At 59.5% G+C, this 15424-nt stretch carries 14 protein-coding genes; 5 read left to right on the top strand and 9 right to left on the bottom strand.

The genetic code is table 11. The features are described from left to right. Nucleotides 1-3: 3 nt before the first annotated feature. From H4684_RS03865 to H4684_RS03825, 9 genes are all read right to left on the bottom strand, one after another. Nucleotides 4-1245 (bottom strand): [FeFe] hydrogenase, group A, encoded by a 1242-nt coding sequence (locus H4684_RS03865; protein WP_192622884.1) that lies wholly within the window; start codon nt 1243-1245, stop codon nt 4-6. A 396-nt stretch (nt 1246-1641) separates the two neighbouring features. Continuing rightward, nucleotides 1642-2001, bottom strand: coding sequence for a response regulator transcription factor (locus tag H4684_RS03860; RefSeq protein ID WP_192622883.1), 360 nt, complete (start codon nt 1999-2001; stop codon nt 1642-1644). A 96-nt stretch (nt 2002-2097) separates the two neighbouring features. Beyond that, nucleotides 2098-4290 carry a TonB-dependent receptor gene (locus H4684_RS03855; protein WP_192622882.1) on the bottom strand — a complete coding sequence of 731 codons (2193 nt, stop codon included), beginning with the start codon at nt 4288-4290 and terminating at the stop codon, nt 2098-2100. Between the two features lie 175 nt (nt 4291-4465). Further along, nucleotides 4466-5077: an FmdE family protein gene (locus H4684_RS03850; protein ID WP_192622881.1), complete on the bottom strand. Its 612-nt coding sequence runs from the start codon at nt 5075-5077 to the stop codon at nt 4466-4468. Between the two features lie 12 nt (nt 5078-5089). After that, nucleotides 5090-5845: an ABC transporter ATP-binding protein gene (locus H4684_RS03845; protein WP_192622880.1), complete on the bottom strand. Its 756-nt coding sequence runs from the start codon at nt 5843-5845 to the stop codon at nt 5090-5092. Then, nucleotides 5842-6909, bottom strand: coding sequence for a FecCD family ABC transporter permease (locus H4684_RS03840; RefSeq protein ID WP_192622879.1), 1068 nt, complete (start codon nt 6907-6909; stop codon nt 5842-5844). Before H4684_RS03840 ends, H4684_RS03845 begins: the two co-directional genes overlap by 4 nt. After that, on the bottom strand, nt 6909-8006 hold the full coding sequence (locus tag H4684_RS03835) for an iron ABC transporter substrate-binding protein (RefSeq protein WP_192622878.1): 1098 nt from the start codon (nt 8004-8006) through the stop codon (nt 6909-6911). The genes H4684_RS03840 and H4684_RS03835 overlap by 1 nt, the downstream gene beginning before the upstream one ends. A gap of 73 nt (nt 8007-8079) precedes the next feature. Continuing rightward, a complete protein-coding gene (locus tag H4684_RS03830; RefSeq protein WP_192622877.1) occupies nt 8080-9003 on the bottom strand; it encodes an energy transducer TonB in 924 nt (307 codons plus the stop codon). Between the two features lie 314 nt (nt 9004-9317). Continuing rightward, entirely contained in the window at nt 9318-10292 is a 975-nt protein-coding gene (locus H4684_RS03825) for a sigma-54 interaction domain-containing protein (protein WP_225940227.1), read from the bottom strand. Between the two features lie 425 nt (nt 10293-10717). On the opposite strand from H4684_RS03825, the gene H4684_RS03820 reads away from it, so the two are divergent. The 5 genes from H4684_RS03820 to H4684_RS03800 are packed head-to-tail and all read left to right on the top strand — an operon-like array spanning nt 10718 to nt 15422. Beyond that, the gene (locus tag H4684_RS03820) at nt 10718-11662 is read left to right on the top strand and encodes a sulfite exporter TauE/SafE family protein (protein ID WP_225940226.1); all 945 of its coding nucleotides are present in this window, start codon (nt 10718-10720) and stop codon (nt 11660-11662) included. A 28-nt stretch (nt 11663-11690) separates the two neighbouring features. After that, nucleotides 11691-12110 (top strand): DUF1634 domain-containing protein, encoded by a 420-nt coding sequence (locus tag H4684_RS03815; protein ID WP_192622875.1) that lies wholly within the window; start codon nt 11691-11693, stop codon nt 12108-12110. Between the two features lie 11 nt (nt 12111-12121). Next, nucleotides 12122-13354 (top strand): sigma 54-interacting transcriptional regulator, encoded by a 1233-nt coding sequence (locus tag H4684_RS03810; RefSeq protein WP_192622874.1) that lies wholly within the window; start codon nt 12122-12124, stop codon nt 13352-13354. 2 nt (nt 13355-13356) lie between these two features. Beyond that, a complete protein-coding gene (locus H4684_RS03805; RefSeq protein ID WP_092188848.1) occupies nt 13357-13710 on the top strand; it encodes a NifB/NifX family molybdenum-iron cluster-binding protein in 354 nt (117 codons plus the stop codon). Beyond that, nucleotides 13707-15422, top strand: coding sequence for a sensor histidine kinase (locus H4684_RS03800; RefSeq protein WP_192622873.1), 1716 nt, complete (start codon nt 13707-13709; stop codon nt 15420-15422). The genes H4684_RS03805 and H4684_RS03800 overlap by 4 nt, the downstream gene beginning before the upstream one ends. Nucleotides 15423-15424 lie beyond the last annotated feature (2 nt).

Raw genomic sequence — 15424 nt, 5'->3', positions numbered from 1 at the left:
TCCCTAGCAGCTGATGCCGAAGCGTTTCTTGTAGGTGTCGAGAAGAGGCGAACTCTGAACGAGCAAGCCCGGATCCAGAGGCTGTCCTCCACCGTTCACGCACCCGCCGGGACAGGTCATGATCTCGATGAAATGGTGCTTCGACTTCCCGGCCTTGACTTCCTCGCAGAGTTTGGCGGCGTTTTCGAGACCGCTTGCCACGGCCACGTTGACCGCGCCGAAGTTGGGCACATCCACGCTGGCCGTGACGATGCCTTCGCTTGCGCGCACGGCCTTTATTTCGGGGTTGTCCAGCTTCTGGCCGGAAAGAACCTCGTAAGCCAGTCGCAGAGCTGCTTCCATGACGCCACCGCTGGTCGCGAAAATTGTCGCGGCTCCGGTGGATTCTCCCAGGACCGGGTCAGGCTGTTCATCTGGGAGACTGACAAAATCTATCCCAGCCTTCTTGATCATGTAGGCCAATTCCCGAGTGGTGATGGTCGCATCGATGTCACGGAATCCGCTCGCCTTCATTTCCGGCCGCAACCCCTCGTACTTCTTGGCGATACAAGGCATGATGGACACGGTGTACATTTTCTTGGGATCGGTCTTGGTCTGCTCGGCTCCGTACGTTTTGGCCAGGGGCCCAAGCATGGCGATAGGCGACCTGCAGGTCGATACGTGAGGAAGAATTTCCGGATAGAATGTCTCCACGAACTTGACCCAGCCAGGACAGCAGGACGTGAATTGCGGCAAGGGATGTTTGGGATCGGGTTTGGCGACACGGTTGATCAGTTCGGTGCCCTCTTCCATGATGGTCACATCGGCCGTGAATTCGTTGTCCCAGATGAGGTCAAAACCAAGCTTGCGCAAGGCTGCATGCATCTTGCCGCCGACAAAGGTGCCAGGAGGCATGCCGAACGGTTCGCCGAGGCCATAGCGCACTGCCGGAGCAGGCATGGAGACAACTACGGTGTTTGGATCCTTGAGCTTGGCCAGAATCTCATCCACGAACGAAGTTTGCTCATAGATGGCGCCGTAAGGGCAGTTGGCCAGACATTGGCCGCAGTTCACGCAACCGGCCGGATCGACGACCTTGTGGATTCCCGAGTCGTCAACGGGTTGGATGATGCCTGTGGGACAGATTTCGTGACAGTTGCCACAGGCCTGGCATTTTTCCGGGTCCACCTGAACCATGGAAAACGAGTTGGGGTCCGCGGAGTTGGGCAATTGCCCCGTGGACATGACTCCTTCGATCTCGATCATGAAGCTCCTCCTTCGGCCTTGACGGCCATGACGTTAAACGAGACCCATTCGTGCTACTAATTTAAAATCAGTAACACGAATGACCATTACCGCAAACCGGAAGACTGTCAATATATGGCAACGTCGGAAGTGAATCCGCCATGCCAAAAATAAAGCGCCACGGTTCGCAAACCTGAGCTCACCGCCAGGCTGGACGGTTCCCTGCACGCGGAAATTGATCATGCAAGAATGACTCGGATGGAATTGAAAGCTTGAGATTGGATTTCGTGATCACCCCTCATCAGCATTGTCGGTCCATCGACTTAAACATCGTCAACGGGGGAAGGGCCACCTCCCTCTTGGCGAGGGAGATGGACAATACTGTGAAGAACGGAGGAGATTATACTCCCCCCGACATTAACCCATGTCGTAAAAAAGGCACAACTGATTCATGACTCTGGCGCCATCATTCCATTCCGGCATGGCGGGAACCGCGCAGAGGACGCCCAATCCCTCGCAGTATGCGAACAGTTCAGGCTCGGTCATGTCCGCAATGACTGCGGTATGGAGCAGCGAGTTGACCCGCAGCAAGTCCTGCAGTGTCCGTGTGATGTCCGCACCGTCCAGGAGCGCATCGAGGACGACCAGATTCCAGGACAATTCACAAGCGTGTCCCAAAAATTCGTCCGGGTTGGCAAACCAATCCACGTCACTGCCCATGCCTCTGGAAAAATCATGCAAATCAAACTTGCGATCGGAAACGATTGCAACTCTCATGTATACTCCTTCAAGCTGCGTCCACTTTTCTGAACACATTGTGACAAGATGATGCCGGCACTGCGTCAATGATTGCGCAGGCCGGCATCCTTGCCATCAGAATTCAAGACCTATGCTGAAAACCGCCGTGAACGGAGCTCCCACATAATATGAAGCACCGCCTTCGCGGGTGTCGTCCGAAGCGTTGATCCTGGACACGTATTCGGTGTCGAACAGATTGTAGAGGTTGAGCGAGAGCTTTAAACCCTCTGCGAAATCCACGTCGCGGTTGACGTAATTCATGCTCAAGTCCGCCACAATATAATCATCGACCTTCTCCTTGTGCTCCACGTCCCCGTAACGTTCGCCCATGTAGCGTACTCCGGGAACAAATTCGAAATCCCCGACCTTCAAGACCAGCCCGGCCTTGACCATCCATTCCGGAGTATCGACGACCTGCTCGCCCCTGGTTTTAAGCGTGTTGCCCTGATAGGAAAGATCCTTGTCGTAGGTCAGACGCGTATAGGACGGATTGACAAACGCCGTCAGAGCCTGTGTCAGATAGAAATTACCCTCCACTTCCAGGCCGTAACCCGTGGCCTTGCCGACATTCTGGGCGTAGCTCAGATCCACGCGCGGGTCATAAACAGTGGTCAACAGATTGTCGTGCCTTGAGTAGAACACCGCCGGGGTGATGTCGAAGCGCTCATGGGTGATGCGCAGCCCCAGTTCGAAATTGTCCGACGTCTCGATGTCGTATCCGGCGAACATGTCCTTCAGCGTTACTCCGGCAGCCTGGAATTTTCCCGTATTTGCATTGTAGAGATTGATCAGCGGCACATATGAATAGGGCCTGATGTGACTGCGACCGTAACTGGCGTAGGGCTGGAACATCTCGCTTACCGCGTAGCTCACGCCCACGCTTGGCAGCCAGATGTCATACACACGGGAATCACGGGCCAGATCCGGGGCTTCCGCCAGAACTCCGGCCGTCGACGTGAAGCCTTTGCTGGCGGGCTCGTCGTAGCGAAAATATTTGAGCCCGGCCTGCCAGTCGAATGCGCCCACGGTTCCGGCCAGGGTGGCGAAAGGACTGTTCACGTAGCCGTTGCCGTCGTTCTCGGTGCGGATGCCGTGATTGATGAACGCACCGGTGGTGGGATGGAGAATATCCGTGTTGATCTGCATGTCCACGGACTCGAACAGATGGCCAACGGACAGCCGGACCTGCTCCAAGTCGACTTCCAGTTGCGACAGCAGGCCAATGCGCTCGATATCGCGCATGCGCTTCTGAACGACGCCTCCCTGTGAAATCACGCCCTGGTATATTTGCGCGTCCTCCCATGAATAATACGGCCGCAGAGTCGCCTTGAACATTTCATTGAACGTGAAAGGCACCACCGCAATGATGTCCATGTTGGCGTGCTCGGACCTGTTGTTCCTGTAGTGATAAATGTCCTGATTCTTCACTCCGGTCAGCGTTTCCTGGAAATCCTTGCGGTAATTCCCATGCAGATCCCGGACATCATCATAGCCGATGGCGCGATAAAGATCCTGTTCGACATCGTTGTAATTGAACCAGACACGAACGGCGTCCTCCCCATGATACGGTTGCTCGACCATGAAGTTTGCGTTGACGCGCGGTCCCAGATCCCCCGGGCCTTTCCATTTCTCGGCCTCGGTCCATGACGCCGATGCGCTGAACGCAGTGCCCAGGGGCCCGACGCTCCCGGTATCGACCCTTGAATGTGCCCGGCTGTAGGCATTGGAGCCAATGGCAAAATTCAGATCCAGCCCCGGCTCCTTTTCGGGCCAGCGGGGACGCAGCTCCACGGCCCCTCCGCGCGCGCCCACTCCCGTGCCGAGTCCGGCCGGAATGGCCCCCTTGTAAACGGCGAGGCTCTCAAAATTTTCCATGTCGTAGAGATACTCGCGCGGCCCCATGGGGTTACCGCCCCAGTTGGGCACGCCCTCCACCGTCATGGAGCCCAGAAACCCGCGCACTCCGCGTACCCGCGTATTCGTCTGCTCCACGGCCAGACCCGTTGCATCGACACTCTCGACCTGCACTCCCGGCAATGAATTCATGGCCTCGTAAACGCTGGTTTCAGCCTTGGCACCGGGCAGATCAAGGCCGTTCCTTGTGATCTCGGTTCCTGTGTAGACCTGCTCGTTGGCCTGTCTGGTTGGAGTGACCAGTTTCTCGCCTACAACGGTCATCTCCTCCAGTTGCACCTCCTGCCCCGCTGCCCTGGCATGAACCGCCGCCAAAAGCAGGAAACAGACAAGAACCAGAACTTTCCTCTCCATGAGCCCCCTCCAAAGTAATTTATTTTAAAAAAATATAATAAAATATATACGAAAATAAATATCGTGCCACTAACGGGCGCAACATTCCCACGGCAAGGCATGGTCTGCACAGGAACATGTCATGCCTATGAAAACATATCAAAAAAGGCGGACCAAAAAGGCCCGCCATCCAAAACTATATTTTCTGCTCAACCATCTGAAAACATGGGATGCATAGTGTCTGCCCGGCAAAACGGCGCGTGCGCGACTCCATGGTCTTCTCGCCACAGTGCGCGCAGGCAAGGCTTTCCAGGATCTTGGGCGGCCGTGGCGCGCCCTGCTCAACCGGGGTGACGCAGAACATCTCCTCAAGGGGCAGGGTCATGAAGCGCTGCTGCAGACCGGCGCGCAGTTCGGTCATGCGATTCTTCTGCGCTTCCGTGGCCGTGCCGTCCCCGCTGGCCTGCATCAGCTCGGCCATCTCGTCATCCATTCCGCCTCTCGCGGCCGGATTCAGCAGCGCCCGGACCCCCTTGCCCGTGGCTCGCCTGAAAAAGGAAAAGGCCATCTTGCCGTGATCGCGGTGAATGAGATTGCCCTTGCCCATGGTCGTGCCCAGCAGAAACTGCAGCGCGTCCACACCGCACATGTCCGTCTCGACCACGGCCACGATCTCCGTATCCCTGGGATTTTCAAGCTCGCGCAGGGCCAGCTCGGCGGCGCGGATGCCGATGGCCAGGCCTGGGCAGCTGTGTCCGTGGAAAGCGATGGTCGCGTCAATCTGTTCCGGTGAAATCTGGCAGGACATGCAATTCTCCTTTTAATTTTGGGGGATGACTATGGATTGGCCGTCAATGCGATGAATGTGCACCGGCAGGCCGTAGACTTCGTGGATGATCTCCGGGGTCACGCAGCCGGGCGTGGTCATGGCGTGGATGTCTCCATCCTTCAGGAAAATCGTCTTGTCGGCATGGCGCAGGGCCATGTTCAGGTCGTGCATGCTCATGACCGCCGCGATGCGGTGCTCATCCACCACCCGGCGGATGAGGTTCATGATCTCGACCTGATTCTTGAGATCCAGCGCGCTGGTGGGCTCGTCGAGCAGCAGCAGCGAAGGCTCCTGCACCAGGGCGCGCGCGATGCACACTTTCTGCAATTCGCCGCCGCTCAGGGTGTCGATGTGGCGCATGGCCTTGGAGCACAGGTCCATGGTGTGCAGGATGGCGTCGGTCTTGCGCAGGTCGTCGTCGCTCATGCGCCAGCGTATGTGCGGGGTGCGACCCATCAGCACGGCGTCGAAGACCGTCAGGCGGGAGGCCTCGTTCTTCTGCGAGACATAGCCGATGTCGCGGGCGATATCGGCGGGCGCAAGCGAGAGAATGTCGCGCTCCTGCACCAAAATCGCCCCCGAGGCCGGGCGCAGTATGGCGTTCATGCATTTCAGGAGCGTGGTCTTGCCCACTCCGTTGGGGCCGAGAATGGCCAAAAGCTCGCCGCGCTCAAGGCTGAAATCGATGTTTCGCAGAAGCGGATGGCTATTGTAGGTGAAATGCACCCCACACACCGAGAGCATCATGAGCGCCGCCCCCTTACAATGAGATAGAGAAACGTCGGCGCGCCCAGAAAGGCCGTCAGCACCGATACTGGCAGAAGGTGCGGGGCCATGACGAGCCGGGCCGCCGTGTCCGAGACCAGCAGCAAGAGCGCTCCGCCGACCAGCGATGCAGGCAGCAGAAACCTGTGATCCGCTCCAATGACGCGGCGGAACATGTGCGGCACGACCAGCCCTACGAAGCCGATGATGCCCAGGAAGGCGATGAGCACGGCCGTGACCAGGCTCGCCAGCAGCATGCCGACAATGCGCACGCGCTCGACCCGTACCCCGAGTCCCCGGGCCGTCTCGTCCCCGGCGTCGATGGCGTTGTAGTTCCAGCTGTTGGCCAGAAAATAGAGAGTGCAGCCAAGGGTCGCAAAGCTCATCAGCCCAAGTTCGGTCCATGAAGCGCGGGCCGTGTCCCCGAAAGTCCAGAAGACCATGGCCGAGAGCTGCACGTCGGTGGCGAAATACTGCAGGAACATGGTTCCGGCGGTGAAGAGCGCGCCCAGGGCCACCCCGGCCAGGACCATGGTTTCGGGCCTGGTGCCGCGCGTGCGTGAAATGGCGATGATGATCCCGGATGCCACCAGGCTGGCCAGGAAGGCCGAGACGGTGGTCACATAGGGACTGGTGATGTTCACGGCGCTTTGCCCCGAGGTCATGAGCCCCGAGTCCAGGGCCATGACCGAGAAAGCCGCGCCAAAGGCGGCTGCGTGGGAAATGCCCAGGGTGAAGGGGGACCCCAGCGGGTTGCGCAGGATGGCCTGCATGACCGCTCCGGCCACGGCCAATCCGCCACCCGCGACCATGGCCGCCAGCGCCTGGGGCAGACGGATGCCGCGCACGATGGCGTCCACCCGGGGGCTTGCGGACTGGCCGAGAAGGCTCGCGAGAACGTCGCCCAGCGGCAACCCCGCCGCGCCGACACACAGGGACAACAGCAGAAAACCGGCCAGCGCGAGGATGCACGCGACCACGACCAAGGCCTTCCCGGCCAGATAGCGTTTGTACTCCTCGGGCACGTTTCCGTGATCGGAATGCATCAGCGCACCGGCACCGGGACGAAGGCCAGTCCGGAAAAGGTCTGATTCATCTCATCGAAAACAGGCTTGCCGACGACAAATGAGTAGATCTCGTCGGCCTTGGCTTTTGGATCGACGTCCGCGAACCGTTCCGGATAGAGGGTCTTGCCCACGAAATAGGCGTTGGCCAGGATGGATTCGAAATTCTGGGAATACCAGTTGTAGGGCAGCACCCCGTAAACCCGCCCCTCGCGCACGGCCGTGAGCGTTGCGTAGGCGGGATCGGTGCGCAACTCGTGCAGGCCACCGGCATCCTCGCCCATCTGTAATGTGGAGAGGTCAAGAAACAGATGGTCAGGATCCCAGACCACGATCTTCTCCTTGGCCACATCCGTGTTGCTCAGATCCCTGCCCGCCCCGCCCTCTTCGCGGGCCAGGTTGCGGGCCTGCACGAACAGAAAAGGCGGATAGGTCGGCTCCGTGGACTGAAAACCGTGCGGCCCCTTGTAGGCCACGCCGCCGATGTAGGCCGTGGGCCGCCCGGAATCCGGGATATCCGCCGTGCGCCGCGCAAGATCGGCGATGGCCGCATCGAAATAGGCGACGAGGCTTTCGGCCCGCTCCTCTTTGTCCACGATCCGGCCCATGAGCCGCAGGGAGGCATAGAAAGCTTCACGTTTCGCACCCAGATTGCCGGCATCGAGCACGACCACGGGGATGCCTGTCTTGTTCTGCAGTTCCACCGGGTCATGGCCCATGGTCGCGTAGGTCTTGAAGATGACCTGCGGCTGGGGATCGAGGGTCAGGATCAGCTCCGGGTTGTCCTGGCCCCGGAACCGGCCGAAGATGGGCATGGTCTTGAATTGCGGGTTGGCCATGGCATAGGGCCGCGAATCGAAGCGGTTGCGCCTTGATTCGATGTCGTCCACGGCCACGACCAGATCCTGGGCCTGTAGGTAGGCCAAGAGGCGCAGGCAGCCGGAGCCGGAGCAGATGACGCGATTGACGGGAGCCTGAAGTTCATGGGTGCGCCCCAGAGCGTCGGTGACTTCAAGGGCCTGAGCCGGAGAGGTCGCGCAAAAGACAAGGCCGATCAGGAGGAACGTGCGAAGCGGCATCGGAATCTCGCGTTGCTTGATGGTTTGAAAAAAAGCGCGGGTCCTTGGAGGCACCGCGACTGTCGCCTTGCTGTCAGCTTCCTTTCAGAGCGAAACGAATCGGCAGCAAGGCGGCACACTCCATACCCCGCCCTCCCCGCGTGGCGGGGGCGTAAACGGATGCCCTAACCGCGGCCAGGGCGGCTTCGTCAAAGCCGTGCCCTCCGCCCTCGACAACCTGGGCGTCCCTCAGATCTCCGCCGGGGCCTATGACCAGGCGCAGGACCACCAGCCCTTCCCGGCCTCGGCGGCGGGCCAGTTCCGGATATTTGGGCATGACGCGCTGAATGAAGCGAGGTCCATCCGCATCGCCAAAGCGTGCCTCCACGGGTCCGCATCGGCCTGCGCCATGTCCGCCACCCTGACCACCCGAGACGGAGTCGGAAATGGACGATACGCTCACCGCCGCCAGATCCGTCCCCCCACTTTCCACCGCGCCGTCCGAGTCGGCATTCAAGGCCGATTCCGGCTCCGACACACCTTGCTCCGCTTCACACGGGGGAGCAGGAGCAGATTTTTCCTCGATCCTCGGCGCTTCTTTCCTTACAACTTTGACCGGTTCCCTGGGCTTGGCCTTGACGGAGCGGGGCTTCTGCGCCGCAGGCACCACCGGAGACATGGGCACTCTCTCCCGGACCGGCTCAGGACTCGACGGAACCGACACCGGCGGACCGGAATTTTCGGCGGGTCCGGAAGGCGGGCTTGCACCCGGAATGCCGGATACAAGGCTGATGCCGAGCACGACATCGGGCAACGCCCTGTTCACGGGCAAGGTCAGACCCAGAAGAAAAATCAGGCCATGCAACAGCATCGCCATGCCAAGACAGGCCAAGGTCGAAAAACCGCTCCCGCGCGGCGCACTGCCCTCCGGCGCGGGAGGAAGAGGGTAACACTCGCACTGCCCGAGCTCCGGTACGTCAAGACAGGCGGGGTCTGTAATCCCGACTAGATTGCTCATGAATTCAAGGAGTAATATGATTTATGTGACGCATTGACCCATAACCCATCCCATTCGTGTAATCAATACAAAAAGCGTGACACCATGCACATATCATTTCCCCATTGATCCAACCACTCATTTCAGCACCCACGATGAGCATCCGGCTTTTCAACATGCCGGATATACACGACTCTTTTCAAAGCGGCAAAATTTTGCCGCAGCAATACCACAGACGCTGCAAATCGCGGCGGCGCATCACGGCATTCAGGATTTACTCTGGGAAATTAAGGCTGGAAAAAGCGATGAAACCGCCGGGAACTGGCGGGATGGGATCAGGTCAGCTTGAGGTCGTATTCGGCCAGTTTGTAGCGCAGGGTGCGGGGACTTACGGCCAGGATCTCGGCCAACCGGGCCTTGCTGCCCCCCGCCTCGGCCCAGCCCCTGATGATGGCCGTGACCTCGGCCTGGCGCACGGCCGCTTCCAGGGTCATGACGTTCTGGCCGCATTCCGTCGCCGGCAACCCGGTGGCCAGGCGCATTTCCAGGGGCAGATGGACGGGTTCAATGAGCGGATCGGCGCAAAGCAGGACCAGCCGTTCGGTCAGATTACGCAACTCACGCACGTTGCCAGGCCAGGAATAGCCGCACAGGGTATCAAGGGTGGCCGGGGCCAGCCGCACATCGGGCTTGTGATAACGGTGCCGATACATGGCCAGAAAATATTCGGCCAAGGGCGGGATGTCGTCGATGCGCTCCCGCAGCGGCGGAAGGGTCACGGGGATGACGTTGAGACGATAATACAGATCGGCCCGGAATTCCCCGGCCGTGACCATCTTGTTCAGCACCCTGTTGGTGGCCGCAACGATGCGCGCGTCGAAAGGCTGGGTCTTCTCCCCGCCCAGGCGACGGAAGGTCTTTTCCTCCAGGACACGCAGAAAATCGACCTGATTGGGCGGCGGAATCTCGCCCACTTCATCCAGAAACAGGGTGCCGTCGGCGGCCATCTCGAAGCTGCCCTTGCGCTGGCGCTGCGCACCGGTGAAGGCTCCCGCCTCGTGCCCGAAGAACTTGTCGGCGAAGAGTTCGCCCTTGAGCACGCCGCAGTTGACGGGGATGAAGGGCTTTGCCCTGCGGCCCGAAAGCTGGTGCACGAGCCGGGCGAAGAGCTCCTTGCCCGTGCCCGATTCGCCGTAAACCAGGATGGTCGCATCCGAACCAGCCACCTGCGTGGCCAGACGATAAAGGTCCCGCATGGTGCGCGACTGGATGACGAACTTGCCAAGGCCGTCCTCGGTTCCAAGCTCCAATATCTCCGCTCCGGCGGAATCCTCCGGAGCATTCGGCAAATTATTGCCAGCTCGAACGCGCCCCCGACCCCTGGCTTTTTTACCGCTATCCGCTCGAAATTCCATTAATTATGTCCTTTATTACGCATACTGAAAAACCGGAAGGACGGCTTGAAAATTCCCCTCCCGACCTACCGGCCGATTGAGAAAAAAGGAACAAACTTGCCGATTGCGGCAATATTTTGCCGTTTACTCCCTGCGTTCGCACACGTCAACACACGGCCGGCGTGAATTTCCGTGCTGGCACGCTCCTTGCCTAGATAGAGCTTCGGATGCGCTGTGCATCGTGGTGCTGAATCAATCAATGCTTGAGGAAACGTGTAAACGGGAGCGAAACAGGAATGAAACTGAACACGAAGTGGATGCGAATTCTGGGAGGGGCCGCAATGGGCGCACTCCTGTTGGTCACTTTGTCTTGGGCTAGCAATAACCCCGAACTCGCGGATGAAGCAGCCAAACAGCTGGCGGAAGCCACGGGCACATCTTCCGCCCTGCCCTGGTGGGCCTGGCCTACCATCTTGCTGTTTTTCTGTTTTATACTTGGCATCATCGCGGTTCTTGCCGGTGTTGGCGGCGGCGTGCTCTACGTGCCGCTGGTGAGCGGATTTTTCCCCTTCCATCTTGACTTTGTCCGTGGCGCGGGCCTGCTTGTGGCCCTGGCCGGAGCCCTCGCCGCCGGTCCCGGTCTGCTGAAGCGCAACCTGGCCAGCCTGCGCCTGGCTCTTCCGGTGGCGCTCATAGCATCAAGTTGCGCCATCGCCGGCGCCTTCCTTGGCCTTGCCCTGCCGAACCACATCGTCCAGATGTGCCTGGGCGGCACCATCATGGGCATCGCCATCCTGCTTCTGCTCTCCAAGAACACGGCCCGTCCCGTCGTTGAAAAGCAGGACGCCCTGAGCCTGGCCTTTGGAATGAGAGGCGCCTACATGGAACCTGCCACCGGCGAGATCGTGGAGTGGAAAACACACCGCACCGTCATGGGCCTCCTGCTCTTCATCGTCATCGGCATCATGGCCGGCATGTTCGGACTTGGCGCAGGCTGGGCAAACGTTCCCGTCCTGAACCTGCTCATGGGCGCGCCGCTCAAGGTCGCCGTCGGCACCAGCAAATTTCTCCTCTCCATCACCGATACCTCCGCCGCCTGGGTTTATCTGAACCAGGGTTGCGTCATCCCGCTCATGGCCATTCCCTCCATCGTGGGACTGATGATGGGTTCTTTCGTCGGCGTGCGCCTGCTGGCCATCGCCAAGCCCACCTTCATCCGCTACATGGTCATCGGCGTGCTGCTCTTCGCGGGTGGAAAGGCATTGGCCAAGGGCCTGGGCTTCTAACATATTCCAGAATCTAAGGAGAAAAGACATGAATAAACCCGATACCAACGCGCCTGCCGAACAGATCGCATACGCAAACATCCTCTTCTACGGATGTTGGAGCGGCCTCGCGCTCATGCTGGTAACATACTTGCTCTACGTCACCGGCATCATGGACCCCTACGTGTCCATGGACAACGTGATCAAATACTGGGGGTTGCCCGTGGGACAGTATCTCGCGGACAACAACGTGCCCACCGGCTGGGGCTGGGCGACCCTACTGTCCAACGGCGACTTCCTGAACTTCCTTGGAATCGCGCTTCTGGGCGGCCTGACCATCGTGGCCTACATCCCGGTCACCCTTGCCTACCTCAAGAAAAAGGACTTCGTGTTCGCCATCATTGCGTTTCTTGAAGTCCTGGTCCTCTGCTTCGCGGCATCCGGAATCGTCGGAGGCGGCGCGCACTAAAGGAGAGGCTCGTGCTCAAACGGATTGAAGAATTGATCGGCACCGATTGCCCGGACCTGCCCTCCCTTCTGGATGGGCTGCCCGTTGGGGTGGCCCTCCTGGACAACGAGGGGCATGTCCTCATGCTCAACAAGGCCCTCGAAGCCCTGACCGGGTACAACCGGGAAGAAGTGCGCGGGCTGCCTTGCAGGCACGTCCTGCGCAGCCGGGCCTGCCTGCAGGACTGTCCCCACGGGAAGGAGACGGTTCCGGGAGTCGGGATCGAGACCGATTGCATCAACCGTCATCACCGCAAGATTCCCGTCCGCATCACTCCGGTGCGCGTTCTGGATGGAAACAACCGGCCCATCTGCGTGCTCGACGTGGTGGAAGAATTGACGGCCCTGCGGGAAATCGAGGCACGCCTGTCCCAGGTCGCGGACCACGGCCAAATCGTGGGACGCAGCCCGGGCATGAAAAAGATTCTCGGCCTTGTGCCTGTCATCGCTCAGCACGACACTCCGGTGCTGATCACCGGCGAAACCGGCACAGGCAAGGATCTTTTGGCCGAATCGGTGCACAAGGCCTCGCCACGATCACGCGAGCCTTTCGTGCGCTTCAGCTGCGGGCCCATGCCCTCCGAACTGCTCGACGCCGAACTGTTCGGACGCATGCAGGGGCCGGACGGAGAACTCAAGTCCGGCAGGTTCCAGCAGGCCCAGGGCGGAACCCTGTACCTCTCGGAAATCGCGGATCTGCCTCTCTCGCAGCAAAGCAGTCTGGTCAGATTTCTGGACGAGGGCACCATTCTGCCTGTCGGCGCGGGCAAACCCATGCGGGCAAACGCCCGGCTCATGGCTTCCACGGCCGAGTCGCCGGAAAAGCTGGTGCAGGAGGGGCGTCTGCGGGAGGATCTTTTCCATCGCATTTCAGCCATCCGCCTGCACCTGCCCAGGCTCAAGGATCGCGGGGAAGACCTCGGGTTCCTGCTGCATCATTTCATGGGCCATTATGCGACGCGTTTCAAAAAGAACATCGCCGCCATAAGCCCCAAAGCCCAGCGCCATGTGTACGCCCACGATTTTCCGGGCAACGTGCGCGAGCTCAAAAACATCATGGAATTCGCCGCCATGGTATGTAGCGGCGACACCATCCGGACCGAGCATCTGCCCATGCACCTGACGGACGACGCCGAAACCGAAGCGCCTGTTCGCCCGGTGGAAAAGAGTCGCAAGGCCGGTCGCAAGAACACGGAGGAGCGATAGCAATGGAACGCCGCGTGCTGATCACCGTCGCCAAGGACGAAATCGCCCCTCGCTTCGACCTGACTACCGAAGCCCTGTTGCTGACCATTTCCGAAAGCGGAGAAATCGTCTTGCGCAAGTCCTTTCTTCTGGCTTACGCTTCCGGAGACGAACTTTGCGATCTGGCCCTTTCCAGGGACATCGGCACCATCGTCTGCGGAGGCATTGAGGACGAGTATTACCACTATCTGCGCTGGAAGCGCATCGACGTCATCGACTCGGTCATGGGTCCGGTGGAACGCGTTGTCTCCCGCCTGACGGAAGGAACACTCAAAGCCGGAGACATCCTCTACGACCGGGCATTGGAAACGACATGAAAAAAATCCTGTCCGGCCCCATGGAAGCCATCAAGGCCGATCTGGCCACGGAGATCAATTCTCCCGACCGCTACAAACTGTTGCGGCGCAAGATCGTTTCGCTCATGGCCCTGGTCACCCTGCTGCCGCTGCTCTCGCTGGCCGCAATCAATTATTACGAGCACCAGAGCTCCATGTCGGCCGAAATCCAGGCCCCGCTCAGGGCGCTGGTGGGCAAGGCCAAGCATTCCTTCGAGCTTTTCCTGGCCGAACGGACCTCGGCGGTGAGCTTCATCGCCTCGGCCTACTCCTTCGACGAACTCTCCAACGACGCCAACCTGCAGCGCATCTTTCAGGTCATGCGCCGCGAATTCACCGGCTTTGTCGATCTCGGGCTCATCGATACCGCCGGCAACCAGGTCAGCTACGCCGGCCCCTACGATCTCAAGGACCGCAACTACACCTCCCAGGACTGGTTTCACCAGGTCCAGTTCAAGGGCACGTACATAAGTGACGTATTCCTGGGTTTTCGCAAATTTCCCCATGTGGTCATCGCGGTGCGGCACACCACGGAAAGCGGTCAGTCATGGATTCTGCGGGCCACCCTCGACACCATGCATTTTGACCGCATCATCTCGGCCATGGGCCTCGAACCGGGCAGCGACGCCTTTCTGGTCAATCGCAACGGAGTCCTGCAGACCGAATCGCGACGCTACGGGAAGGTGCTGGACATGTTGCCCTTCAGCCTGCCGCCAACGAATTTCGAATCCAACGTGCAGGGTATCCGCGACCCCGATCAGAACGACATCTTCATCGCTTCGGCCTTCATCGCCGACTCGGACTTCGTTCTCGTGGCCGTCAAGCTCAAGCCGACGTTCTTCAGCACCTGGTACACGGTTCGCCTTGACCTGCTTGTCATCTTTGTCACCGGCGTCATCTTCATCTTCATCGCCGTCTACCGCCTGACCAGCGTGCTCATCAACCGTTTGCAGGAAAGCGACGAACAGCGCCTCGGCGCCATCCACCAGATGGAGCATTCACAGAAGCTGTCCTCCATCGGTCGCCTGGCCGCGGGCGTCGCGCACGAAATCAACAACCCTCTGGCCATCATCAACGAAAAGGCCGGGCTCATGCGCGACATCATGGACCTGCGGCCCGACTTTCCGGACAAGGACAAGTTTGCCAGACAGATCGAGTCCATTCTCAGATCCGTGGATCGCTGCCGGGGCATCACCCACCGCATGCTCAGCTTCGCCAAGCGCATGGACGTCAAGATCGAGATTCTGGACCTGAACGCCGTGCTGGTCGAAACATTGGGCTTTCTCGAACGCGAGGCCCAATACCGCAATATCGAACTCAAGCGCGAGCTCTCCATGAATCTGCCAAACATCGCCACCGATCACGGCCAGATTCAGCAGGTCTTTCTCAACATCCTGAACAACGCCCTGGCCGCCGTTCCCGACGGTGGGCGGATCGTGCTCTCCAGCTGGAACGTGGATGACGACTATGTCGCCATCTCCATCGAGGACAATGGATGCGGCATGTCCGACGAGACGGCGAAGAACATGTTCGAACCGTTCTTCACCACCAAAAAGGAAAAAGGCACCGGACTTGGCATGTCCATCACTTACGGCATCGTCAAACGCCTGGGCGGAGAGATCAAGGTCAAGAGCAAATTGAACGAGGGCACCACCATGACCATCCTGCTGCCCAAACACCCTGTGGAAGGTTAATC

It is taken from the genome of Desulfomicrobium macestii (assembly GCF_014873765.1).
In the GTDB taxonomy this organism is placed as follows: Bacteria; Desulfobacterota; Desulfovibrionia; order Desulfovibrionales; family Desulfomicrobiaceae; genus Desulfomicrobium; species Desulfomicrobium macestii.
This window is presented reverse-complemented; position numbering and strand designations above follow the sequence as displayed.